Here is a 23566-nt window from a genome sequence, read left to right on the forward strand (position 1 = left end):
TTGACGGGCTGTGGTGGTTGGCCGTTTTCGCCTGCGAGTACGCCGTGGGTTGGTTCGCCGTTGGCGTTGAAGCGGTCGAAGACGGTGCCGTCGGGCAACTGTTGGCGTATGACGTTGCCATCGCTGTTGTAGGTGACGGTGGTGCCGTCGGTGTAGTGCCAGGTGCTGCCGTTGTCGTTGTAGCTGATGTTGACGGCCTGGCTGTTCTCGCCTGCGAGTACGCCGTGGGTTGGTTCGCCGTTGGCGTTGAAGCGGTCGAAGACGGTGCCGTCCGGCAGCTCCTGGCGTATGACGTTGCCATCGCTGTTGTAGACGATGGTGGTGCCGTCGGAGAGCGTCTGGGTAGTGCCGTCGGTCGGCACATCGGCCTCCTCGCTAGGCGGACGGATGCCCGTCGAGGCTAGGAGCGGGTTTGGGAACGGGCGCAATACCTCCTTCGGGGACGTGCCGTGGACATCCGCCGGGTGATCCGTGAACCGGCCTGTGCCCGGACCCGTCTTAGGGCCAAGTTCCCGCATGTGCGGGAGGCCGTATGGAGGAGCCGTGTACCAAGTAGCGATCGTCGCGGACCACCCGGTATCACGCGCCGGAATGGAGAAGTTGGCGTCCGACGATGCCAGGATGCGGGTCGTGACGGCCGTCGCGACGGTCGAGGAGCTGTACCAGCGCGCGGACTCTTACGACGTGGTTGTGCTAGATCTCCCGCAACTGTCGGCTGCCGCGCTCGACGCGGTGGCCAAGGTGGCGACCGTCGGGCCTCCGCTGGTCAGCTCTTTGTGGGAAGGCTCGCCGACGCTGCTCGCCACCATCCGAACCGGTGCCCGGGGCTGCATCAGCCGGTTCGCCGAGCAGCGTGACGTCCGCGAGGCGATGCGCGTCATCGCCCATGGTGGCTTCTACATCTGCCCGCGCATGGTTGGCCAGTTCCAGGTGGAGCTGGCCGGGCATACCGAGGAGGAGCAGAGTGGCCTGGCGCCGCGGGAGATCGAGACGCTGCGCTGGATCGCGTCGGGACTGACGCACGCGCAGATCGCCACCCGGATGGGCCTGTCACAGGCGACAGTCAACACGTACGCGAAGCGGATCCGCGCGAAGCTGAACGTCAGCAACAAGGCCGACTTGACCCGTATGGCGATTGAGTTGGGACACGTCGCGCAGAAGCGGCGCATCAATCCGGCAGCGTAGCGACGCTGGTCCGCCGGAGCCGGGTGCCGCGCCCACCCGTGCATCCGGCAACTGTCAGAACAACGTGCGGCCGACCATGACGAGGTGGCTGAAGACACCGAACACGCCCATCGTGAGCGGGGCGATGGCGATGCCGGCAACCATGCCGATCCCATCGGCGCGGCTGCGCTTGCGGGGCCGGATGAGCCCCCCTGGCGTCTCGGGTTGGTCGTCGCCAGGCCCGGTGACCAGGACCGCCAACGCGACGCCGATACCGACGACGGCGAGGCCGGAGCCCAGCGACAGCACGGTCAGCAGAGCCACGGATCCCCCGATCATGCTGATCAGCTGGTGGAGCAGGCTGAACAGACCGACGATTGCGGCACCGCCGATCAACAGAAGCTCGCTGGTGAGGGCGGGCCGCCGGACCCGGGCGAGCAATGCGATAGTGACGACGGCTGCCACTGCGACGGCGAAGCCGCGGCCGGACAGGGTCAGAAATGGCAGCGCCACGACGAGAGCCACCGCCGGTCCGGCCATGACGACGCCGAGAATCCGCCCGGACTGGGCCACCAACTGGGCGGTGGCGTCGGCCGCCGTCTCCCGGCCACGGGGGCGTTCCCGGCCCCAGGCGGTGACCGTGGCGGCGGTCCGCCGGGCGGCGGCGAGCAGCCCGGTCGCCACGGCGGCGATCGCCGCAGCGGCCTCGACCCCGCTTGCGTCCAGGCCGAGTAGCAGGAACGCGAGTACGGCGGCCACGAGCAGCTGGAACTGCACCGCCATCAGGACCAGGTTGGGGCCGATCGCGAGGGCCATGAGGGTGGCCAGGTTTGCGCCGACGATGATGCCAGCCCAGCGGTAGTCGGGGCCGCCCAGCCCATCGGCGACGAACATCCCGGCGACCGCGAAGCAGGGCACCGCAGCGAGGGAGATGACCGGCAGTAGGCCGTTGGGTATCGCCGTCTGCCGCTGCCCGAGCCCCCAGCTGGTACCGAGCAGCGTGACGCCGGCTACGACGAGCATCGCCAGGGCACCGATGCCGAGTCCGGTCCGCCACGCTGTCAGCACAGTGGCGGCGAGCAGCCAGACCAGGCCGAACGCCAGGACTGCGGGTCCGGCGTGCATGCGGTGGCGACGCTGCTGTGCCGACTCGTCGGCGACCACCTCGTCGATGTCCTTGACGACGGGCGCGTCACCGGGTTCCTGGGCGAGGTCGCGCAGGTAGAGCACCTGACCGTCGACGACGCGCAGGTCCCGCAGGGTCGCGTCGAGCGGGTAGGCGGCGTCTTCGGCGGGTGCCAGCGACCAGGCCGGCGGCATGACACCGGTTTCCTTCTGGCCACACAGTTCCGCCAGCCGGGGTGCGTACTCGCCGATCGGGGCGTCGGAGGGCACAGCGATGTCGACTCTGCGGCGCGCGCCGACGACGGTGATTCGGCTCTGTTCGTTGGCCATCGATGTTGCCTTTCGAGGGGTCGCGCGGGTCGTCAGGAGGAGGCCGGGGCGGGCGTCTCGGCGGTGGTGGCCACCTGGATCAGCCGGTTCGGGTAGCCGCGCTGCACCAGCACCCCGCGACCGGGCGGGCGCTGGGTGGCCCGTTCGTCGCCGAGCACGACGCCTTCGCGCTGGTCACCGGAGAGGATCAGGCCGCCGGTGCCCATGTCGCGGATGCGGGCGGCGAGCGGATCGCCGAGGCTGCGGGACATGCCAGCCACCCGCCGGGCGAGGACCACGTGCAGGCCGACCTCACGGGACTGCGGGATGAACGCGGCGAGCGGATTCAGCGGTGCCCCTGCGCCGCCGGCCAGCAGGTCGTAGTCGTCGACCACGACGTACAGCTCGGCCCCCTCCCACCAGTCTCGGGCCCGCAGTTGCGCCTGGGTGATGCCGATCGGGGGAATACGTTCCTGGAGTTTCTCTACCACCTGCTGGACGTACACCTGAGCGGTGGTGGCGTCGCCGGCGTACGCGCCGAGGTGCTCCTCGGGTACGACGTCGAGCAGGGCGTGCCGGTAGTCGAACACGACCACTCGGATGTCGTAGGCCGATTTGCGGCTGGTGAGTCCGGTCAGCCAGGTCTTGAGCAGGGTCGACTTGCCCGATCCGGCGTCGCCGTACACCAGGAAGTGCGGGTTTTCGTCGTTGAGGTCGATTGTGACGGTTTGTAGGTTGTCCTCGGCCAGCCCGATTGGTACGGCGCTGGTGTCCGGCTTGCTGGTCAGCTCGCGCACCTCGACGCGGTGTGGCAGCAACCGGATCGGTGGCGCGGTGTGCCCGGTCCAGCCGGAGACGATCTTGGTCAGCACTTCCTCCTGGGCCTCCCGGAGCCCGTCGACGCTGTCCTGGCCGTCCAGGCGTGGCAGCACCAGTTGGAAGAACGCGCCCGGCGGGCTGATGCCCCGGCCGGCGACGTCGTTGGGCACCCGCGCGGCGAGCCGGCGGTGCACCTCGGACTCGGTGGGGTCGTTGAGCCGTAGCTCCATCCGGGTGCCGATGCTGTCGCGCAACTGGGGCCGGATGTCGTTCCAGCGGCCGCTGGTCATCACCACGTGGACGCCCACACCGAGTCCGCGGCCCGCGATGTCGGAGAGGATCGCGTCGGCGTTCTCGAACTCGGCCCGGAACGCCCCCCAGTTGTCGATCATCAGGAAGACATCGGCGCTGCGTAGGGTGCCGGGCAGTCGTCCGGCGGCGCGGCGTTCCCGGAAGTCACCGATCGAGTCGACGCCGAGTTGCCGCATCAGCCGTTCCCGTTCCGCGATGAGCTGGCGGATCTCGGCGAGCGTCCGGCTCACCAGTTCCCGGTCGGTGCGCCCGGCCACCGAGCCGACGTGCGGTGCCTGCGCGAACGGGTGCAGGGTGCCACCCCCGTAGTCGATGCAGTAGAACTGCGCCTCTTCTGGCGTGTGGGTGAGCATCGTGGACAGCATGATCGTGCGTAGCAGGGTGCTACGTCCGGTTCTCGGCGCGCCGACCGCAGCGAGGTGCCCGTGCGCCCCGCCGAAGTCCATCACCAAGGTTTCCTGCTCCTGCCGGACCGGCAGGTCCAGCAGGCCGAGCGGCACGGCAAGCTTGCCGTTGTACGGCCACACCCGGGACGAGTAGCCACGGCCGGACTGGATGGCGGGACGGCCGATGAGGTGGTCGAGGGCGAGGGCAGCGGGCAGCGGTGGCAGCCACACCTGGTGCGCGGGCGCGGTGACCGAGCTGAGCCGGTCCACGACGATCTGTAGCTCGGTTGGTCCGGTGCCGACATTCAGCTCGGGCTCCTCGGGCTCCGGCTCGACGACATCCGCAGCCGTGCGGATCTCGAACGCCACCAGCCCGCTGGTGGCGCGCCCAGCCGCCGCGTCACGCTCGGCGGCACTGACGTAGCGGGCGGAGACGTGTGCGACGCGCAGCCGGGTGTAGATGGACTCGTCGACCTTCAGGTAGGCGGAGCCGGGGATCGGAGGCAGCTTGTACGCGTCCGGAGTGCCGATCACGGTACGGCTCTCGGAGGCGCTGAAGGTGCGCAGGCAGATCCGGTACGACAGGTGGGAGTCCAGTCCGCGCAGCCGGCCCTCCTCGAGACGCTGGGTGGCCAGGAGCAGGTGCATGCCGAGGCTGCGGCCGAGTCGGCCGATCTGGACGAACAGGTCGCTGAACTCGGGTCGGCCGGTCAGCAGCTCCCCGAACTCGTCCACGATGATCAACAGGTACGGCAGCGGCTCCAGCGGCTCGCCGTTCGACTTGGTGGCGCCGGCGCTTCGGCGCATCTGGTACTCCCGGATCGTGTCCAGGTTGCCGGCGTCGCGCAGCATCTGCTGGCGGCGTTGCTGCTCCCCGATGAGCGCGGCGAGCACCCGGTCGATCATGGCGCTGTCGTCGACCAGGTTGGTGATCAGCCCGGCCGTGTGTGGGAGCCCGGCCAGTGGCGCGAACGCCGCACCACCCTTGAAGTCGATCAGTACGAAGCTGAGCAGTTCCGGCGAGTGGGTCAGCGCGAGCCCGGTGACCAGCGTCCGCAGCAGCTCACTCTTGCCGGAGCCGGTGGCACCGACGATCAGTCCGTGTGGGCCGGATCCGCCCTGCGCCGACTCCTTGATGTCGAGGACCACCGTCTCGCCCTCGCCGTTCGTTCCGATCGGCGCGCGCAACATACGCGGGTCGCCGGCGCCCACCCAACGGCTGGTCAGGTCGCCGTCGAACGGATTTGCGCCGAGAACCATCTCCGCCAGGGAGGTGACCCGGGACAGGACCTGCTCGCGTTCGTCACTGAGCCGCAGCGGTGCGAGGCTGCGGGCGATCAGTTCGGCGAAGTCCGGGGTGATCGCGTCCGGCACGCAGCCCATCGCGGGGGTGGTCACCAGCTCGGTGCGTCCCTCAGTGACCAGCCGGCCGTCGCCGCCCACCCGGATGCGCAGGTCCACCCGGCTTGGCTCGTCCGGATCCTGGTCGGCGAGGAAGATCAGGGTGAGGCCGAGTTCTGGGCTGGCGGCACCGAGTAGTGCGGTCATCAACTCGGAACGGCCCCATTCGGAGACCGGGGCGAATCCGGTGAAGACGACGATCAGCCGCCGCTGGCGAGGTGCCTTTCCCTGCTCCAGCGTGCCGCGACGGTTGCTCTGCTCCTCGGCTCGCCTGACCAGCTCCTGTTGCAGGTACGGGCCGAGGAGCTCGGGCTGGGGCGAGACGAGGGACACGGTGCCGGCCTCGCCGCGGGCCTTCGGCTCGAACGTGTGCGGCAGCCACTTGGCCCATTCCCACTGCGATGACCCGGAGGTCTCGAGGGCGATGGTCACGTCGTCCGGTGCGTGTAGCACGGCGATCTGGCAGAGCATCGCGCGCAGCAACGGCTCGGTGCGGGCCGTGCCGCCGACCAGGCTGACCACCCCGGCGGCACCGATGTCGATCACCATGGGCTGCCGGTCGACCCGGCCCATCCGTTCGATGAGCAGGTGCGCGGCTTGGGCGGAGTCCCAGTCGTACTCGGTCAGTGGGTCCATCTGACCGTCCATCTGCATCGGCGTGGCCAGACGTACGGACCCGCAGCCGACGCGGACGCGCAGGAAGTCGGTGTCGTGCTGCCGCCGCTCCCACACCCGCATCCGGCTGGTGGCGATCGACCAGAGCCGAGCCGGTTCCGGGTTGGCCAAAGCGGCGACCGTGCGCTGCGCTGCGGCCACCTCCCGGGCGCGGGCTCGGGACAGTTTGAGGTGGCTGCGATAGCGGACCCGCTGCTTACGGAGTTGCTTGCCGGCCGTGCTGCGCTGTTGCATCCGCATCGCGATCACCGCACCCACCGAGGTGACCATGAACAGTACGCCGATGATGATCATGGTTGGCCGGCCGAAGGTGACCATGTAGGCGGCCATACCCACACTGCTCAGCAGGGGCATGACCAGACTCCACATGTTGGAGGCGGCGTTCTCTTTGGGCGGTTCCGGCGGGGTGGGCAGCGTGACGCTCTCAGTGGGCAGCTCGGGTGCCAGGAACCGGGCCGGTCGGTGAAAGGCGAGCTTGGTCATTGCGCCTCCTCAGCCGCGTACGTCGATGTCGATGCGGGCGAGATCGTCAGCCTCCAGGGTGCTCAGCTGCTCGGCGGTGATATCGGCAAGCTCGGTGACCCGGCCAGCGTGCTGCTCGGTCATCTGCTGGAACACCTTTCGGGCAAACCGACCGTTGCCGAAGCCCTCGCCGCGGTAGACGGTGACGAAGTATTCGGCGAGCGCGGCACGGGCGGCGTCGGACAGCTGGTACTGGTGCTGTTCGGCCTGGCTGTCGACGATTCCGACGAGTTCGGTCGCCGAGTAGTCGTCGAAGGTGAGAGTGCGGGAGAACCGCGAGGACAGACCCGGGTTGGCCGCAATGAAGTGCCGCATCTGGTCCGGATAACCGGCGACGATGACCACCACCTCGTCCCGGTGGTCCTCCATCAGCTTCACCAACGTGGAGATGGCCTCCTGGCCGAAGTCGGTGCTCTGGCCCTCGGGCACCAGGGCGTACGCCTCGTCGATGAACAGGACACCACCCAGGGCACGGCGGAAGGCGGCCTGCGTCTTGGGTGCCGTGTGCCCGACGTACTCGCCGACCAGGGTGCCCCGATCGACCTCGACAAGGTGGCCGCTGCCGAGCATGCCGAGGGCGGCAAGTAACTGTCCGTACAGTCGGGCGACGGTCGTCTTACCGGTGCCCGGGTTGCCGGCGAAGACCAGATGCCGTGACATCGGCGGCGGAGACAGACCGGCCTCGCGGCGCCGCTTGACCATCTGCATCAGGCTGACCATGGAGCCGACATCCTGCTTGACCCGGGTCAGGCCGACCAGGGCGTTCAGTTGGGCGAGCAGGACATCGAGGCCGCTGGCGTCGCCCGCCGGGGCACCGCCCGGTTTCGTGGTGGACGGGGTGGCCGCTCGTCGTCCCTCGGCCGGCGCCTGCCGGTCGGTTGGCCAGACCGCGTTGGCGACCTCGGTGCTCCAGCAGTCCTCGTACGCGGCACCGGCTCCGTCGTCGGCGCTGACGTCCTCGTCGGAGTTGCGCACCTGGCACCGGACAAAGGTCGGGTCGGCGGCAGCACCGAGGTAGATCGCTGGGTACTCGGTGTGCGAGACCTCGCTGTCGATGATGCGCCCGTGTGCGCCCGGCGCGAAGTACAGCCCATTCTTGCGGCACTTGCTGACTCGCAGGTTGCGGATCTGCGGGCTCGCACCCTCCCAGACGGCGAGTCCGCTGCCACCAGCCCCGGTGATCTCGCACTCCTCCAGCACCGGGGCGGCGCCCTCGTCGATGAAGATACCCGCCGCTCCGCATCCGGAGACCTTCGTGCCCAGCACGGTAGGGATGGCCCGGGTGGCGATCTCGATTCCGGTCTGCGCGACGTCGGTGATCCGGCAGTTCTCGATCAGCGGACGGTGCGGCGTGTCGACGTGCAGCCCGATCCGGCCGCCGGTGAGCGTGATGTCGCGCAGCACCGCGTCGGCGGTGTCTTCGATGCGTACGCCCTGCAGTTCGGCCGCTTCGATTACGCCGCCTCGGACGTGCAGCAGGGCACGCTCTCCGGCGCGGATGCCGATCTCTGGGGTGTTCGCGACCACGCAGTCGAGCAGCACGGCGGAGGCGGTACCGCCGAGGTGTACGGCGGTGAGTCCGGTGCCGCGGATTTCGCAGCCACTCAGCAGGACCTGCCCACCGGTGACGTACAGGCCGTTGGCGGCGGAGTCAGCGAGCGTGCCGCCGACGCCCCGGACCTGCGCGTCGTCGTGCACGGCGAGGCCGGTCTTGGCCGTATTGACGATGCGAGTGCCGACCAGTGCGACACGGCTGTCCGCCGTGGCCAGCACTCCGGCCGTCCCGGCCCGATCCACCGTCGAATCGATGAGCTGCACCTGGGCCTGCCCGCCGAGCAGCAGGCCCGACGCCTCGGTCCGGCTGATCGTGCATTTGTCCAGCACCACACCTCCGGTATCACCGGATTCGCCGGTTTCGGCGGAGCCGGCCCGGCCCGGCTGCATTGTCGGCCACCACCCGGAGGGGAGCGCGGCGCTGCCGAGCGCCTGCACTCCGCTGCCGGCGATGTCATGGATTGCGCAGTTCCGCAGCCGTGCCGAGCCGGACTCCGACACGTCCACCCCGGCCACGCCGGTATGGCCGATGTCGCAGTTCTCCAGCACAGCGGTGGCGGTCCCGCCGACACTGACACCGGCACCGGTCAGCGTGGAGAACCGAGCTCCGGCCAGGACCAACCGGGCGGCGCCGTTGGCCCGTACCCCGGTGCCGGCGACCCGCTCCAGGCGCAGATCCGCGGCCTCGACCTGGGCGCCATCGGCGGCGACCAGGGCGGGACCATCGGTGTCCTCGATCGCACACTGCCGCAGCGTCGCGGTGGCGCTGCCACCGACCTCGACGCTCCCGGCCGTGATCAGCACGGATTCCAGGGCGAGACTGCCTGCGGCGACGCTGACCGCAGGGCCCTGCCGGGGCCCGCGAATGGTCAGCCCGCGGACCGTGACCCCGCCGAATCGTACGGCCAGGGCGGGGCCTTCGGCGCAGACGAGTTCGACGCTGCCGGCATTCTCCTCAGCCACGATCGTGACCGCGCGGTCGAGCACCAGCCGTTCCCGGTATACGCCGGCGGCGACGGAGATGACGCTGCCCTCCCGGGCCGCACGGACCGCCGACCCGATGGTCTTGTGCCGGCTCCACGCCCGCGTCGAGACCCGTTCGATCCGGGCGCTCATCGGGGTCGCCGTCCGGCCGCTGCCTGACGGCGTCACGCTGCTATCAGTGGCCACAGTGCACCTTTATCTGGGCGAGGACGATGCGACTATCGCGCGCTCCGGTGGCACTCGCTAGATCGAGCGATATCGCGATCTGGTTCTGGTGGACCGGGTACGACCCGACGTTGACCCACTTGCCGAGGTTCGCGGCCTGGTCGACGGTGAAAACCGCGTACGGTGTGCCGGTGCCGCCGGCTCGCATCGCGTAGCGCACGGTTTGCGCGGGACGGTAGTCGGCCCCCGGCACGTGGATCGAGACCTGGCAGCTGTTCATACCCGGGGGTGGGGTGAACCACCAGGTCGCCGACTGCGACGCGGCGTCCTGATCCTTGTTCGGGATCGGCAGGGTGGCGAAGGTGCCGTGACATCCGTCGCCGGTCCACCCGCCGGACGGCATGGTTTGCCAGCCCGCCGACCGGCCCTGGGCATCGAAGCCGTGGTCGGATGCCGCAGCGCAGTCCCACCCGGCCACGGCGGTCCAGCTGGTGGGCGCACCGGCCGACGGCGATCCGTTCGGCCCGGCGGCCACTCGCCGTGCTGCCTCCTTCTCCGCATCCGGCAGGGGCCGGAGCAGGCCCCAGAACACGCCGACCACGAAAGCGGCCAAACAGACCAGGGCACTGACGGTGATGAGGGTGGGCCAGCGCACGGTGAACCGCTCGCTGGCTGGCGGGTCGCCCGCATGCTCCACGAAGGCACGGACGAACTCGCTGCGCTGCGCGATCGCCGCTGAGGCACCGGCATCGTCAGGCGTGGGCATGACGACCGAGGTGCCGCTGCCTCGGCTTCGGTCACTCATCGGTGGACCGGGCCGGAGCGGACGACTTGGCACCGGCGGTCGCCTTGTCCGCGATAGTCGTCTTGCCTGCGGCGGCTGTGGTTGCGGCGGCTGTGGTTGCGGCACCGGCCGGTGCGGGGTGGCTGGCCTCCAAAGTGTCGGTGTCCTTCGCCCGAGCACGCCCAGTTGACTCGTCCACCGAGTCGCGGTCGTCCATGGCTGGTCGAGACAGGCCGCCGCTGGGCTTGGCCGCCAGCCTGACCGTCGGCTGGTCGGCCGTGACGGCCGAATCCGGCTGGTTGACCGTGATGGCCGGACCCGGCGGGGCGGCCGGGGCGGACGGAACAGGTGAGGGTGGCGCGGCGGCCGGAACAGGCAGGCCGGGCGGGGCAGGCGGACCGCCCGGCGGTACGTCGTCGGGCCGTCCGGTGGCTGGCTCGGTCGGGAGCCGTGGGACCCCGATGGACGGTTCGTCGGGCTTGTCAGCCTGCACCATCCGTCGGAACCGGAAGACCAGCAGGACCACTGCCGCGAGGGCGACCAGTACGACGATCACCAGCAACGTCGTCTGGCCGCTCGGCGTGGTCGGACTGGCCGTGCTCGCGTCCCCGTCCGCCGGATCGGCGCGGGTCTCCTCGGGCAGCACCGTGGAGACCGACGCGGCCGGGTCGATCAAACCCCAGCCGTACTGGCCGTCGGGTACGACGCCATTGCCCATGCTTTTGGCAGTCTTCCGCATCCGGTGCGCCACCTGCTGTGGGGTGAGTTCCGGGTGGGCCGACCGGACCAGAGCTGCCTCGCCCGCGACGAAGGCGACGGCGTAGTACGTGCCGCTGCCGGCAATCGGCCCGGTACCGGTGATACCGATACTGCTGACGTCGACGCCGGGGGCCACCACATCAATGCCGCCCCGCCGATAGCCGTCGGCCACCTGGCCGGCTATCCCGATCCCGCCGACGCGCAGCACACCCTCGCCGAGCTTGGCGGCCGGGTTTACCGGCACCGTGCTGAGCACGGCTCCGACCACCACCACCGCACCCTGCTCGACCGCAGCGTTGACGGCCTTGGCCACCTCGACCTGGTTGATGTCGACGTGCGAGCCAATCGCGATGACGGTCGCGCCGGCGGCCACCGCCGCCCCGATGGCCGCAGCGCCGTCGGCGGGCCGCGACGGAGCGTTCTTGTCGACGACGCGCATCGGCAGGACGGTGGCGTCGGGCGCGATGCCCGCCACCGTGCTGCCCTTGATCGGCTGTGCGGCGATCAGGCCGGCCATGGCGGTGCCAGAACCGAGGCAGTCGGTGTCACCACGACCGCTGCCGGTGATGATGTCCCTTCCCATCGCGACACGGCCGCTCAGTTGCGGTAGGGCACCGTCAACGCCGGAGTCGATCACCGCGACGAGTTGGCCCGCGCCACGGCTCCACGGCCAGGCTTGGTTGGCGGCGAGCCGCAGGCTGGCCCAATCCGAACTGGCTTTGGATCCCGCTGCGGTATTGCATCCTTGCGTCGTGGCCGACACATCGTTGCGTGGCGGAGAACTGGGCGATGTGCTGGGCGGTGTGCTGGGCAGAGCTGCGTCGGGGACGGTCGTACGGGACTCTGGTGGTGTGCTGGGCTTCGTGGTCACCGGGGCCTTGTCGGGCAGGAGCCCGTACTGGACTCCAGCGCCAACGGCGTCCCACGGCAGCACCAGCAGCCAGCCCGGGTTCAGTTGTCTGGGGTTTGTCAGTGCCATGCCGTCCGGCTGTTTACGCCCGGCGTTGAGGCTGAGCAGTTCCCCGGACCGCGAGCCGTCGCCGAGTAATCGGGTCGCGATCTCGGTGAGGTTCTGGTCGCTCGCAGCCACCACGTAGTACTTGACATACTCGCCGTTGGCCTTCGCGGACACCGCTGTGACGGACAGGCCGAGCAACGCTGCCGCTACACCGACGGCGACGGCAACACGACGTGTCGTTCGTCTGATCCAGGACATACGCGTCTCTCACCTTTATGGTCGCCCACGGCTGTCGCGCTACAGACGCGCCCGAAGATGGCTCGGTTCACGTTGCGTCCGGCAAATCTGGTGCCGTGCCCGGTTTCCGAACTTCGGCGAAGCGCACCCTCGGATGTGCTGAACTAGCGGACCCCGCTGGTCGTCCTATCGTCGAAGCGAAAGTCGTTTGGGGAGGGCGCATGCAATTTGGGGTCTACAGCGTCGGTGACGTCACGCCTGATCCGACCACTGGACGCGCGCCCTCCGAACACGAGCGGCTCGCCGCCATTACGGCGATCGCGGTCCGCGCCGAGGAAGCCGGTTTCGACGTATTCGCCACTGGCGAGCACCACAACCCGCCGTTCGTGTCGTCGGCTCCGGCGGTCCTGCTGGCCGCCATCGCCGCCCGAACCGACCGGCTGCTGCTGAGTACGGCTACTACCCTGATCACCACCAATGACCCCGTCCGGGTTGCCGAAGAGTACGCCCTTCTGCAACACCTCGCGGGCGGCCGCGTGGACCTCATGATGGGGCGGGGAAACGCTGCCTCGGTCTTTCCCTGGTTCGGTAGGCGGTTAGCGGACAGCCATCCACTGGCCGCCGAGAACTACGCCCTGCTGCGTCGGCTGTGGCGTGAGGAGTCGGTGACGTGGTCCGGTGAGCATCGCACGCCGCTGACCGACTTCACCTCCGTGCCGCGTCCCCTGCACGGGGTGCCGCCCTTCGTCTGGCACGGTGCGGTGACCAGCCCGGAGACCGCCGAGCAGGCGGCGACGTACGGCGACGGTTTCTTCGCCAACCACATCTTTTGGCCGCCCGAGCACACCCGTCGGATGATCGCGCTGTATCGGGAGCGGTTCGCCGCCCACGGCCACGGTGACGCCGACCGGGCGATCGTGGGCCTGGGGGGACAGGTCTTTGTCCGCCGCAACTCGCAGGATGCCATCCGCGAGTTCCGGCCCTACTTCGACCGGGCACCCGTTTACGGACGCGGGCCTTCTCTTGAGGAGTACTGCTCTACTACGCCGCTGACCGTGGGAAGCCCACAGCAGATCATCGACCGGGTGCTCGGCTTCCGGGAATATGCCGGCGACTACCAGCGGCAGCTGTTTCTGATTGACCACGCCGGCCTGCCGCTGAGTACGGTGCTGGAACAGCTCGACCTGCTCGGGGCGGAGGTGCTTCCGGTGCTGCGGGCCGAGTTCGCGATCGGCCGCCCGGCACACGTTCCGGATGCGCCGCAGCACCCGGCGGCCACCACCGCCACCGGTACGCCGCACTCGGCCAGTGCGGGCGCTCGCTGACCGGGTCGGCTCAGCGAGATGCTGACGGCGACGGCGACGCAGGATCGTTGACGTCCGCCTGCACCGCTAGCGCACCGTCGTCCCCCGTGACGCTGAAGCGTGCCAGCGCGTCGAGCGGTACCGGGCAGCTCGCCTCGACATCCTGCGTGCCATCACGGCCCGTCAGTACGGCCAGCTCCCAGATTTGACCATCACGATCGGTCGCATAGAGCCGGTAACGGTGTCCTGGCCGTAGACCCGCGACGGTGGCGCGGACAGTGGCTCGGTCGTCCTGCCCATCGTCGGTGACGACAACCGACAGCGAGGCACCGGTAGACCGGTCAGCGGCGTCAGCGACGAGCGTGACGCCGTTGGGTGGGCGCTGTGGTTCGTCAAGGGTCGACCAGCTCAGCGCACCGATCGAAAGCACCAGAAGCGTCACCACCCCCGCGATGACGAGCAGAGAGCGGGGGCGGCTGCGGCGAGGCGATCTCGCACCACGGCCCGGTCCGGTTTGTGCCGTCGGCTGCTGTCGTGGACCTGAGGCGTTCGATGGCCGGGGCGAGGGTGAGGATGACCCGACTCCGGGTGCGCTGCTGGACGGAGAACCTGCCGCATCCGCCAGTGCGTCCCGCGAATTTTGGGTACCGAACTCCGCGACCAGCTCCCGGCGATCCGTCTCGGTCAGCAGCGCCAGCGCAGCCACCACCTGACTGAGCTCATCGGCCTCGCCCAGACATACTTCGCAGTTGGTCAGGTGCTCCTCGATGCGTGCTTGTTCGTCGCTCGATACCGCCCCCGCCAGATACAAGCCGAGCGAGGACTGGACATGCTGCTCGTTGTCCTCAGACTCATCCACGACACATCAGTCCTCAATCCACCTCACCCGCCGTACGACTATCGACGTATGTCGTAGGAACGGGTGGCCGTAGTTTATTGGTTCAGTCACGAGCCGGAGTTCGCAACATCCAGCAAAGCGCCACCGGCTCGGCACAGTCAGCTCTCGAAGATTCGCGCCAGTTTGGCCAGGTCAGCTTGGCCAAGCCAGTCGGCATGTCGATAGTCAGCGGGATTTGGGTTCCTCCTCCTCCGGCCGCCCCGCGGCCGCTGGGGCGGGAGCCTCCTCGCTTCCGTCGGCTACGTCGTCATCGCCACCACGCTTCTGCCCCAGGGTGCGCCGTATCCGGAAGGTAACCAGGGCGGCAAGGGCGAGCACAGCGAGTATCGGGAAGAGGAACAGCAGGCCCTTGCCATCGTTGGTGCCAGCGGGATCCGCCGCAGGCCGACCATCCGAGGCAGTCGACTGTGCCTCCTCGGACAGCTCCCTCGTTACCGACGTTGCCGGATTGATCATGCCGTGTCCGTACCGCCCGTCCGGCTGGGCGTCGCCCATCGAGTCCGCGGTCATCTTGATTCGGGTTGCCACCTGGGCGGGGCTGAGATCCGGGTACGCGGATCGCACCAGAGCCGCCTCGCCAGCCACCAGTGCGACGGCGTACTGGGTGCCGCTGCCGACGAACCCCTTCGTGCCAGTGATGCCGATGCTGGTCACGTTGACGCCTGGTGCCACGACGTCGATCGCTCCGGCGACGTATTCCGCGACGGCCTTGCCGTCAACACCGACCCCAGCAACCCGGATGACCTCGTCGGGGAGGTCTGCCCGCTCGTTCGTCGTGCCGGTCACCGGTGCTCCGGCCACCACGACCACGCCCTGCTCGACGGCGGACTTGATTGCCTGCGCGACGGTGGGATTGTCGGGGTCGAGGTATCCCCCGAGGGCGAGTACGGTCGCACCTGCGGAGACCGCCACCTCAATCGCGGTGGCCTGGTTGGCCGCGCTCGCCTCGGGGGAGTCCGTTACCACCCGCACCGGCATGACAACCGCCTCAGGTGCGACACCGGCGAAACCACCGGTGCTGGCCGGCTGTGCGGCAACGAGCCCTGCCATCGCCGTACCAGACCCCAGACAGTCCGTGTTGCCCTGACCGCCGGTCACGATGTTCGCACCGGCCGAGACTCGCCCGCTCAGTTGGGTGAGAGTGCCGTCGACCCCGGAGTCGATGATCGCGACCAGTTGTCCTCGGCCACGACTACGCGTCCAAGCCTGTTCGGGAGCGAGCCGCACCATCGCCCAGTTGGACGAATCACTGGCCGCAATCGCCTTGACGCAGTTGCGGCCGTTCGCCGACGACGTACCACCGGGTGATGGGCTTCCACTGGTCGCCCCGGGTTGCGGCCCGGGAGACGCGGAGTTCGTCGCGCCAGGCGTTGGGTTCGTCCCGGACGAACGGCCAGGCGATGGTTGTGGTGCGGTTTTCGGTAACAGGCCGTACTGCACTTCGGTGCCGACGGCGTCCCAGGGGAGGACGAGGTGCCATCCGGCGTGCAGCACCGTCGGGTCGGAGAGGGCCGCACCGTCGGGCTGGGTACGCCCGACGTTCAGGTTGAAGATTTCCGTACCACGGTTCGCGTTGCCCAGGAACCGTATTGCGATCGCGCGCAGGTTCTCCGGGGCGCCCTGGTACGCCGCCGTGACGGTGTAGTACTTGACGTATTCGTCGGCCGCTGCAGCCGGGGCAGGAACAGCCGTAACTATTCCCAACGCCACCAACAGGGCAGCGAGGATGCCGTGGCGTACCTGCGCCGTACGCCAGAGACCGGCACTCATCGGATCACCGGCCATTCCTGGTCTTCTTGCGTCTTGGTCACGAATGGTTCCCTCTCGACCGCAGGGGTGCCTCGAAGGTCGGTGCCGATCAAAACGTAAAACCCCGTTCGATCAGCGCCTTGTGCAGGGCACGTAGCGCATAGAACGTGCGCGACTTCACCGTGCCGACGGGCACAGCCAGGTTCTCTGCCGCCTCGGCAGCCGAGTGCTCCTGGAAGTAGATTTCGATCAGAGCGCTGCGCAGGCGCTCGGGTAGCCCAGCTACCGCCTCACGGACCGCCTGGGCGTTGAGCAGCCGTTCGATGTCGTCGTCCTGGCCTCTGTGATCCTCGATTCGCTCGTCGAGCACCTCGGCAGGGCGACGCTGCGCTGCTCTGATGTGGTCTATGGCGATACGTCGGGCCACAGTGAACAGCCAGGCCCGGCTCCACTGACCGTCGTTGGTGCGCGCCTCCGGATGGCTCCAGGCTCGCACCAGCGTTTCCTGCACAATGTCCTCTGCCATGCCACGGTTTCCATTGGTCAGTCGCAGCAGGTAGTTGAGCAGGACCGGACCGTGTTGCTGGTAGGCGAGCCGTAGCGCCCGCTCTTCTGTGGAGGCAGGCGTCAGCTCCTCAGGCGCCGTGTACCCCATGGTCGGATCCATGGGAACGATGATGGACGCTTCGGCGGCAAAATTCACCAGTGGACGGAGTTCTTCCGACCTGAAAGTAAGTGGTCCCTTGCCGAGGCTGCTTGTCCGGGACGACGCGGTTGTCGATGCGCTGGGCGAGCCGTACATGACGTCGGCCTCCACCATGACGGTACCGTCCAGTTGCCTGATTATGAACGACCGGAGCTGGTCGACCGGGATGGTGACGGGTCCCACGTACTGTCCGCCATCGTCGCCGCACGTCAGCTGGCCAAGGACCAGTTCCGCACCGTCGGTGGTGACAGCGAACAGTTGACAGGGAGTGTGTACGCCCAGCCCACCAGTGGTGAGCCGGACCGTGGCACCTCCCTCGCCGCCATATATGACTGCCGTCAGATGAATGCCGTAGATGATGTCCTCAGCGGACGCGAACGCCACTACCGGGCTGGGCGACGGGTGCCTGGTCGAGTCGGTCAGTACGAAGAGGGAGCCGGCGCCAATGATGATCGCCATCCCGATGGCCAGGAGTGCCACTCGTACCGGCCGGCGGCCCGGTCGCGATCGGTGTGAGTGCGGGCCCCGCGACAGCGGGCCGGTGGGTGGGCGGGGTGGCAGAAAACCCTCTGCGCTGCGGGGCAGGCGACGGCGATCGACGGGACGTGGCTCCTGCTCCACCCCTGGGGCGGTGAACAGGTGTTCCGTCGTTGCGGCGATGGATGGTTCGGGTGCCGAATCGACGGCGAACTCGGCAATGAGCCCGCGAATGTCCTCGGCAGTCAGCAGTCCCAACGCCGCAGCGACACGATCCACGTCGTTTCGTTCCGACCGGCAGGACGGGCAGCTATCCAAGTGGAGCTGGACAGCGCTACGTTCGCTGTAGGAGAGCCGGTCGAGAACGAGAAAGCCGACCAGGGTCCGCATGGAAGGGGCACGGCAGGTGGGCGGACTCATTCCGGGCGTAACCCGAGGGGTCGCGCGGTGCGATGTGTCAATATTGCGATGCCCTCCGATTGGCTGGGCCGAAGGCAGCCGGCCGACCCGGTGGCCTCGACAACATGGCCCGGAGACAGGAAGATTTGCCGCATTTCGCCTCCATCGCTCGCGAGAACACCACTTGAACGAGGAGGGCCGGGCGCTGGTTCAAGACTGGCGGATTGAAGCCCAACTCGGATTCGTCGGTGCTGTGGTGTCAAGGTCTCGATTTTCTCGGCGAAGGACGATCACACGATGACGCGACTCATGGCAGTGTTCGGCCTTGTTGCCGCCCTGTTCCTGGTGGCGGCACCCGTACCGGCGCAAGCCGCGGAGGAAACGGGTAAGTACTACGTGGTTGGGCCGCCGGTGAATGGCCAGCGGGAATACCTCTTCGCGATCGCTTCTGCCACTTTGGGTGACGGCAGACGTTACGTGGAGATCTTCAAGATCAATGAAGGTCGATTGCAGCCGGACGGCCAACGCCTGACGAAGCCGACCACGGTGGAGCCAGGGTGGGTCCTCGCACTGCCCAAGGATGCCAAGGGGCCTGGCGTGGTGAGTGGGCCGTTGCCGGTGGTATCACCGGTCACGGCGCAAGAGTCTCCATCGGCAGGCGCCACAACCAGCAGTCTGCGTTCGTCCGGGGAGTTAGCCGCCGGTGGCGGCTCGACGACAGCACCGTTGCAGATCTGGTCGCCGACCGGGCTCTGGCTCGCGCTGTTCGCACTGGTCGTCCTGCTGTTGCTCTGGCGTCCGCTGACGACGCGTTCGCGTAGCCGGCGGGCGGCGACGGTACCGGCACAGCAGTCTGAACCAGCAGCCGGATCCACGATGGTGGCAACGGCGACGCCTACCGCGAAAGCCACGACAGAGACGACGGCGACGCCTACCGCGAAAGCCAGGCAATCGACATCCGCGGTCCCGGTTACCACCAGCACTGGACAGAAGCTGCCGGTGCCGCCGCTACCTGCCAGGTCGGCGTCCGCAACAACATCCGCGCTGATGGTGCCCACGACACCGGTTGCCCCGCCTACACCGACAACCGGTCCCGCGGAGGGCGAGGAGGTCACCTCCGCCGCTTCGCGGCGAGTGTTTTCCCCGACCGCGCTCTCGCTGCCGATGCTCGCCGCTGGTCGGGACATCGGCGCGGTTGGGCGCGGTGTCTCGTCGAGCCCCAGCGGGTTTCCGATCCTCGAGGCAGAGCTGACCTGTGGCTCCGATCGTGCGACCGTTCGGCTGATCGGCACTCGGGCAGTCCGATGGGGAGCCGCGCACGGATGGCTCGGCCCGCAGGATGACCCACCGCCGTCCAGTGTCCCGTTGGTGCTCGGTGAGCAGGAGGACCGCCGGCTCTGGGTCGACCTGGCACTGGCTCCCGACGTGTTCACCATTGGCGGTGATCCGGCTGCGGTACGTCGGCAGGGAAGTGCGCTGATCACACAACTGCACCGCGCTGGAACGGACGTGGTGGTGGCCGGCGATGTGCTTGGCGAGACGCTGCCGTCCGGGGCTCGGCGAATCGCGACCGTGGCGGAGTTGGCAGCGGACCGTTCGGCGAGCGGTATCCGGGTGCTGGTGTGCGCGCCTGCCGACGTACCCGCGCTGCGACGGCTGCTTCGGTCGGCGCGACCGTCACGGGAGCAGCTCGTTCCGGTGGTCATCGGAGACGGCCCGGCCGCACGGTGGTCACTCCGGCTGGGCGAGTCGGCACCGGTGGCGTCGGCGAAGCAGTGACCCCGGTCGCACCGGCGGCACTGATCGGCCAACAGAGGTAGCCGGGTCCGAAGGATGCGCGCAAAATTGTTGCATCGGCCGTCGGGGGGCCAGAGCCGACGGATGGAATGCGAGGAACGTTGCGAGCCAGCGGTGTGCCCAGGAACGCCTCGAACGAGCTGTCTGGCGATCAGGAAGCCTCGGCGGACTCTCCGCTTCCGGTTGACGGGCTGTGTGACCTGCGGCTTGTCCGGGCTGCGGACGGTGGCTTGGCCGACCCGGTCCACCCCGGTGTTTCGTTGGGTGTGGGCGAACTGGTCGAGCTCGCACAGGCGTCCGGTGTCGTTGGTAGCGATCTACGCATCCTTGTCGACGACGGCGCCCGCAACGCGTCGCTGCTTGGCCTCGTCGCGGACCAACTGGGCTGCGACATTCTGGTCACACCGATAGGTGCCACCTTGCGTTGCCCGGCCGGTACGACGCCCGATGAAGCCGTGGAGGCCATGCCGGTCGACCGGGCCAGCGGCAACGTCGTGGACTGGATACTGATCCAGCCGAGCGCGCTGCGCACCGCGCTGCCTGGCTGGTTCGATTTGGTCGGTGGGCTGGTTCTGAGCCGTACCGGAGTGGTGACCCTCCCACTGCCCGATGGGCTGGAGTTCGCCAACCGGGAGGATTTCGTCGTCCGACGGGCGGCAGCCGCGCGACTCGGCGTGGGCCATCCCGAATTGGTTACCGTGGCCCTGGCCAGCAGGTCTGGTGGCTTCCTGCTTTCCGTGTACGACGCTGGCACGGCCGGGCCATCCCAGACCGTCCATGGCGGGCGAGATGTGGCGGCGGCGCTTTCCTCGATCGATCTTTACGGCGGCGACCTGCGGCTGTGGCTACGTTGGCCGGACAGTCACGCCGAACAGCAACAGCTCGACGAACAGTTGCGCGAGTTGGCGCTGGCGACCGGGGCCAGCATCTGGACGCCTGCGCTCGGCGGTATGGCCGTACTGCTGAAGGGTTGTCTCGATCTTGCCGTTCGTGACCGGGACGGCCGAGGTGACCAGTGGCGGGAGTACCGGCCGCCGGGCCTGACCGAGCCGGCACGCTTTCTCAGCGACCGGGACGGTCGGTTGGTGCCGCAGGGCGGTCCAGTGACCGAGACCGTCGGAGACGTGGCGTTGATCAGCGTCGGCCAGGCCCGCGAGGACGCGCTGCGCGACCGGTACACGCAGCTTTCCAGCGAGCCGGGGATGTTCCTGTTCGACCTCACCGTCCTGGAGGACGGGCGGCTGGCCCTGCGCTACACCGACGACAGCTACCTCGCCGTCGGTGTGACAGAGTTTCGGGCTCGCCTCGACCAAGCCGGTTGGGCGGGCGAGGACCTGATGTTGCTGACCCAGGTCGCCCCTGAACGGGCTGTTGGGCTTCGGGAACACCTGACCGTGCTCGCCGACGAGCTGAGCGTCGAGATCTGGACCCTGACGCCCGGCAACACGGTGGTGGTCCAGCAGGGATTGGCCCGCACAGTCGACGAGCAGCGTCGTCCCGCACGGTGGGCGAGGATCGCGCCAGGCGATGTAGAACCCCGTTGGCGCAACGACGACGGCTGGTTGATTCCGAGGCGACCGGACGCCCCCACGCCGGTTCCGGTACCGGCGGCCGCGCCGGTCATGCCGCTGCCGCCCCCCGATACCGGTGCGCTGCCCCAGGCCAGTCCCCGGCCGGCGCTGGCCAATCCAGCCCGGAACACCCGACCGCACGGCGTGCGCTGGCTGCCCGAGCGCCCAGGCGTCAACGCCGAACCGATCAGGCTGTGGATCAGCAGCGAGTGCTCCCCGCAGCAGGCCGCGGTGGAGGGGGTACCCGGCGCCGAACTGTTCCTTCTCGGCATCCTGGACGGCGAGCGGCTGGCCCGTAGCCACCCGCAGCACCATCTGATCTGCCTACGGGTCGAGGCCGGCGGCGCGGTGGACCTCAGCCAGACTGGCATCGACATTCCGGCAGACCTGCGGCATCTGGTCACGTCGTCCGACACCTTTCTACTACCGGCGGGTTGGCTCGACCAGGCACGCCTACAGGCGGGCTACCTGATCGACGAGACGGGTCATCCGCAGCAGTGCGACGAGCTGCCGGGCACACCACTGACGCTGCGCTGCACCGGAGCGCGACACGGAACGGAGGGTCTGCCGAACGAGGTGGTGCGCTGGCCGCACGCCACCCGGGGTGCCCGGGCCTGGGCCGTCATCCCAGAAGCGCCGGTCACGTTGGACAGCGACTACCTGGCGCTCCATCAGCGCCGACCATCGGTGGTGCCGGGACAGCGCCTGGTGCAACTACACGTCGGTACGAACCGGGCCATCGACGTGAGCGCGAGCATGGCCGGACTGGCCGGCTTCACGTCGGTGCGATCCCGGCTGCCCGAGCTACTGGCGAACGGCGTCGCGCTGCTGCTGCCCCGGCGCTCCTTCGAGCGGACCACCGTCAACCGGGTACTGGTGGCAGACGAGGGCACCTGGCGGGAACGGGCCAAACACATCGACCTGCCGTTGTCGAGCCTGATCGAGCCGGGACACCAGTAACCCGCCTAGATGGACTTGGGAGCTATCCCCAGAACATGCCATCAGCGGACCCGATTGGAGATCATGTTCCGGATCTGACACACACTATGGCGACATCACCTCAGGAGAGCGCCATGACAATCCCCGCAACCGGTCGGCCGTTGACCCGACTGGAGATCGCCAAGCAGCACACGGAGCGTTTGTACGGCCGCAAAACCGCTGACCGGGTCGAGATGTTCAAGAACGGCATCCTGTACGTCCGGCCCGGTGGCTGGGCGCAGTTCTTCACCTGGCTCATCGACTTTGTGGTGTACGTGGTGACTGTCGCGGTGGGCATCGTCGTCGTGGCCTTGGTGGGCAGCAGTGCGGGCCTGACGAACGGTGTCCTTGCCCTGCTGATGATTGCTGTGCTGTTCGGGGCGCCGGTGCTGTACGGCCTGTTCTACGGCAATGGCCGCGCGCTCGGCGCGCTCTTCACCGGCACGCAACTGGTGCGGGTCAAGGACGGTGGTCGAGTCGGTTTCGCGGCGTGCTGGGCAATGCTGATCAGAACGGTGCTTATGCCGGGGCTCTTCCTCGTGCTGATGTTTGGGGCGCTCGAAGGGGGTGGCTTTGTGTCGCCGGGGGGTTCGTTGGTGCGGACCAGCATCGACCGTGCCGCCACCCGACAGCTCCATGCCGCAGGCATCCGGTGAGCCACTGAGCGGCTGGTGTTCGCCGGGACGACTCGATGAGGCCTCCCGGCGAACTTGTGTAGTTCAGCCCTGGACGGTACGGGCGAGGCTCGCTCGTACGGGTGCATAGTGGTCGGCCAACGCGTCCCGCAGCACCGCCGGGTCCCCGCCGATGACGGCGTCCACGATGGCCCGATGTCGTTGGACGGTGATCGCCCGGTCTTCGGGGTCGGTGCGTAGGGTCGGGGCGACGATCGCCTGGACCTGCCAGAACGCCTCGGTCAGCTGCAGGATCAGGTCGTTGCCCAGGGGCTCCATCAGTTTCAGATGAAATTCCCGGTCGACCGCGAGGAAGTCCTCGCCCTTGGCGGCCAGCTCGGCCATCTGGTCGGCGAGATCGGCGAGTTCGGACCGGTGGTCGGCGTCGAGGACCTCGATGATCTGGGCGGCCAGCCCCTGTTCGAGCGTCTGCCGGACGTCCACGACCTGGCCCAGTACGTGATGATCTTCTTCGCCGCTCAGTAGGCCCCGGAAGGCCAGGCTCTCCACGAGCGCATTGAGGGACATGCGGCCGACGAAGGTGCCGTGCCCGTGACGTACCTCAACGATGTCGAGGGCGGAGAGGATCTTCACCGCCTCCCGGATGCTGGAGCGGCTTGCTCCCACGGCTTCGCACAGTTCCGTTTCGGTGGGCAACAAATCGCCCGGCTTGAGCCGATTGCGCAGAACGTACTCCTTGATCCGCGTTACGACCTCCTGCCGGCGGGGACCTGGGCGCGCCTGCCCGCGTAGCGGACTCGCGTCAATCGTTGTCATCTGGCCCTTGCCCTTCCTTGACAGATCTGCCACGCTCAGAGTACTGACATCAGACATCAGACGTCGTACCCCATACACTCGG

16 protein-coding genes and 1 pseudogene are annotated in these 23566 nt (G+C 68.4%); 5 read left to right on the top strand and 12 right to left on the bottom strand.

All coding sequences use genetic code 11. The annotated features are described in order from the left end of the window. The coding region (locus ACWDV4_RS21595; protein ID WP_449981555.1) for a hypothetical protein at positions 1 to 362 on the bottom strand (362 nt) is incomplete at its 3' end. A 181-nt stretch (positions 363 to 543) separates the two neighbouring features. On the opposite strand from ACWDV4_RS21595, the gene ACWDV4_RS21600 reads away from it, so the two are divergent. Further along, on the top strand, positions 544 to 1185 hold the full coding sequence (locus ACWDV4_RS21600; RefSeq protein ID WP_449981557.1) for a LuxR C-terminal-related transcriptional regulator: 642 nt from the start codon (positions 544 to 546) through the stop codon (positions 1183 to 1185). A gap of 54 nt (positions 1186 to 1239) precedes the next feature. On the opposite strand, the gene ACWDV4_RS21605 is transcribed toward ACWDV4_RS21600, so the two are convergent. The 5 genes from ACWDV4_RS21605 to ACWDV4_RS21625 are packed head-to-tail and all read right to left on the bottom strand — an operon-like array spanning position 1240 to position 12091. Next, the gene (locus ACWDV4_RS21605) at positions 1240 to 2619 is read right to left on the bottom strand and encodes an EsaB/YukD family protein (RefSeq protein WP_449981559.1); all 1380 of its coding nucleotides are present in this window, start codon (positions 2617 to 2619) and stop codon (positions 1240 to 1242) included. Between the two features lie 32 nt (positions 2620 to 2651). Beyond that, entirely contained in the window at positions 2652 to 6674 is a 4023-nt protein-coding gene (gene eccCb, locus ACWDV4_RS21610) for a type VII secretion protein EccCb (RefSeq protein ID WP_449981561.1), read from the bottom strand. A gap of 9 nt (positions 6675 to 6683) precedes the next feature. Next, the gene (locus ACWDV4_RS21615) at positions 6684 to 9383 is read right to left on the bottom strand and encodes a right-handed parallel beta-helix repeat-containing protein (protein WP_449981563.1); all 2700 of its coding nucleotides are present in this window, start codon (positions 9381 to 9383) and stop codon (positions 6684 to 6686) included. Between the two features lie 43 nt (positions 9384 to 9426). Continuing rightward, on the bottom strand, positions 9427 to 10221 hold the full coding sequence (locus tag ACWDV4_RS21620) for a hypothetical protein (RefSeq protein WP_449981565.1): 795 nt from the start codon (positions 10219 to 10221) through the stop codon (positions 9427 to 9429). Beyond that, positions 10214 to 12091: a S8 family serine peptidase gene (locus ACWDV4_RS21625; RefSeq protein WP_449981567.1), complete on the bottom strand. Its 1878-nt coding sequence runs from the start codon at positions 12089 to 12091 to the stop codon at positions 10214 to 10216. The genes ACWDV4_RS21620 and ACWDV4_RS21625 overlap by 8 nt, the downstream gene beginning before the upstream one ends. A 284-nt stretch (positions 12092 to 12375) precedes the next feature. On the opposite strand from ACWDV4_RS21625, the gene ACWDV4_RS21630 reads away from it, so the two are divergent. Next, a complete protein-coding gene (locus ACWDV4_RS21630; RefSeq protein ID WP_449981569.1) occupies positions 12376 to 13479 on the top strand; it encodes a CE1758 family FMN-dependent luciferase-like monooxygenase in 1104 nt (367 codons plus the stop codon). A gap of 10 nt (positions 13480 to 13489) precedes the next feature. Here ACWDV4_RS21630 and ACWDV4_RS21635 read toward each other — a convergent pair whose 3' ends face one another. The 5 genes and pseudogenes from ACWDV4_RS21635 to ACWDV4_RS21655 all read right to left on the bottom strand — a co-directional run bounded on the left by ACWDV4_RS21635 (position 13490) and on the right by ACWDV4_RS21655 (position 18745). Continuing rightward, a complete protein-coding gene (locus ACWDV4_RS21635; protein WP_449981571.1) occupies positions 13490 to 14317 on the bottom strand; it encodes a zf-HC2 domain-containing protein in 828 nt (275 codons plus the stop codon). Between the two features lie 204 nt (positions 14318 to 14521). Continuing rightward, a complete protein-coding gene (locus tag ACWDV4_RS21640; protein ID WP_449981573.1) occupies positions 14522 to 16126 on the bottom strand; it encodes a S8 family serine peptidase in 1605 nt (534 codons plus the stop codon). Positions 16127 to 16214: 88 nt separating this feature from the next. Next, positions 16215 to 17567: a sigma-70 family RNA polymerase sigma factor gene (locus ACWDV4_RS21645; RefSeq protein ID WP_449981719.1), complete on the bottom strand. Its 1353-nt coding sequence runs from the start codon at positions 17565 to 17567 to the stop codon at positions 16215 to 16217. Positions 17568 to 17591: 24 nt separating this feature from the next. Continuing rightward, positions 17592 to 17708: pseudogene (locus ACWDV4_RS21650) on the bottom strand (hypothetical protein); the annotation flags it as partial. Between the two features lie 452 nt (positions 17709 to 18160). Then, positions 18161 to 18745, bottom strand: a complete 585-nt coding sequence (locus ACWDV4_RS21655; protein WP_449981575.1) for a hypothetical protein — start codon at positions 18743 to 18745, stop codon at positions 18161 to 18163. Between ACWDV4_RS21655 and ACWDV4_RS21660 the strand changes: the two genes are divergently transcribed. The 3 genes from ACWDV4_RS21660 to ACWDV4_RS21670 all read left to right on the top strand — a co-directional run bounded on the left by ACWDV4_RS21660 (position 18735) and on the right by ACWDV4_RS21670 (position 22689). Further along, positions 18735 to 19466, top strand: coding sequence for a hypothetical protein (locus tag ACWDV4_RS21660; protein ID WP_449981577.1), 732 nt, complete (start codon positions 18735 to 18737; stop codon positions 19464 to 19466). The two genes, ACWDV4_RS21655 and ACWDV4_RS21660, sit on opposite strands and share 11 nt — an antisense overlap. 107 nt (positions 19467 to 19573) lie before the next feature. Further along, on the top strand, positions 19574 to 22015 hold the full coding sequence (locus ACWDV4_RS21665; protein ID WP_449981579.1) for a hypothetical protein: 2442 nt from the start codon (positions 19574 to 19576) through the stop codon (positions 22013 to 22015). Positions 22016 to 22155: 140 nt separating this feature from the next. After that, complete coding sequence (locus ACWDV4_RS21670) at positions 22156 to 22689, top strand: hypothetical protein (protein WP_449981581.1); 534 nt, start codon at positions 22156 to 22158, stop codon at positions 22687 to 22689. Positions 22690 to 22752: 63 nt separating this feature from the next. On the opposite strand, the gene ACWDV4_RS21675 is transcribed toward ACWDV4_RS21670, so the two are convergent. Then, positions 22753 to 23484 carry a FadR/GntR family transcriptional regulator gene (locus ACWDV4_RS21675; protein WP_449981583.1) on the bottom strand — a complete coding sequence of 244 codons (732 nt, stop codon included), beginning with the start codon at positions 23482 to 23484 and terminating at the stop codon, positions 22753 to 22755. Between the last annotated feature and the right edge of the window lie 82 nt (positions 23485 to 23566).

The organism is Micromonospora sp. NPDC003197 (assembly GCF_053590565.1).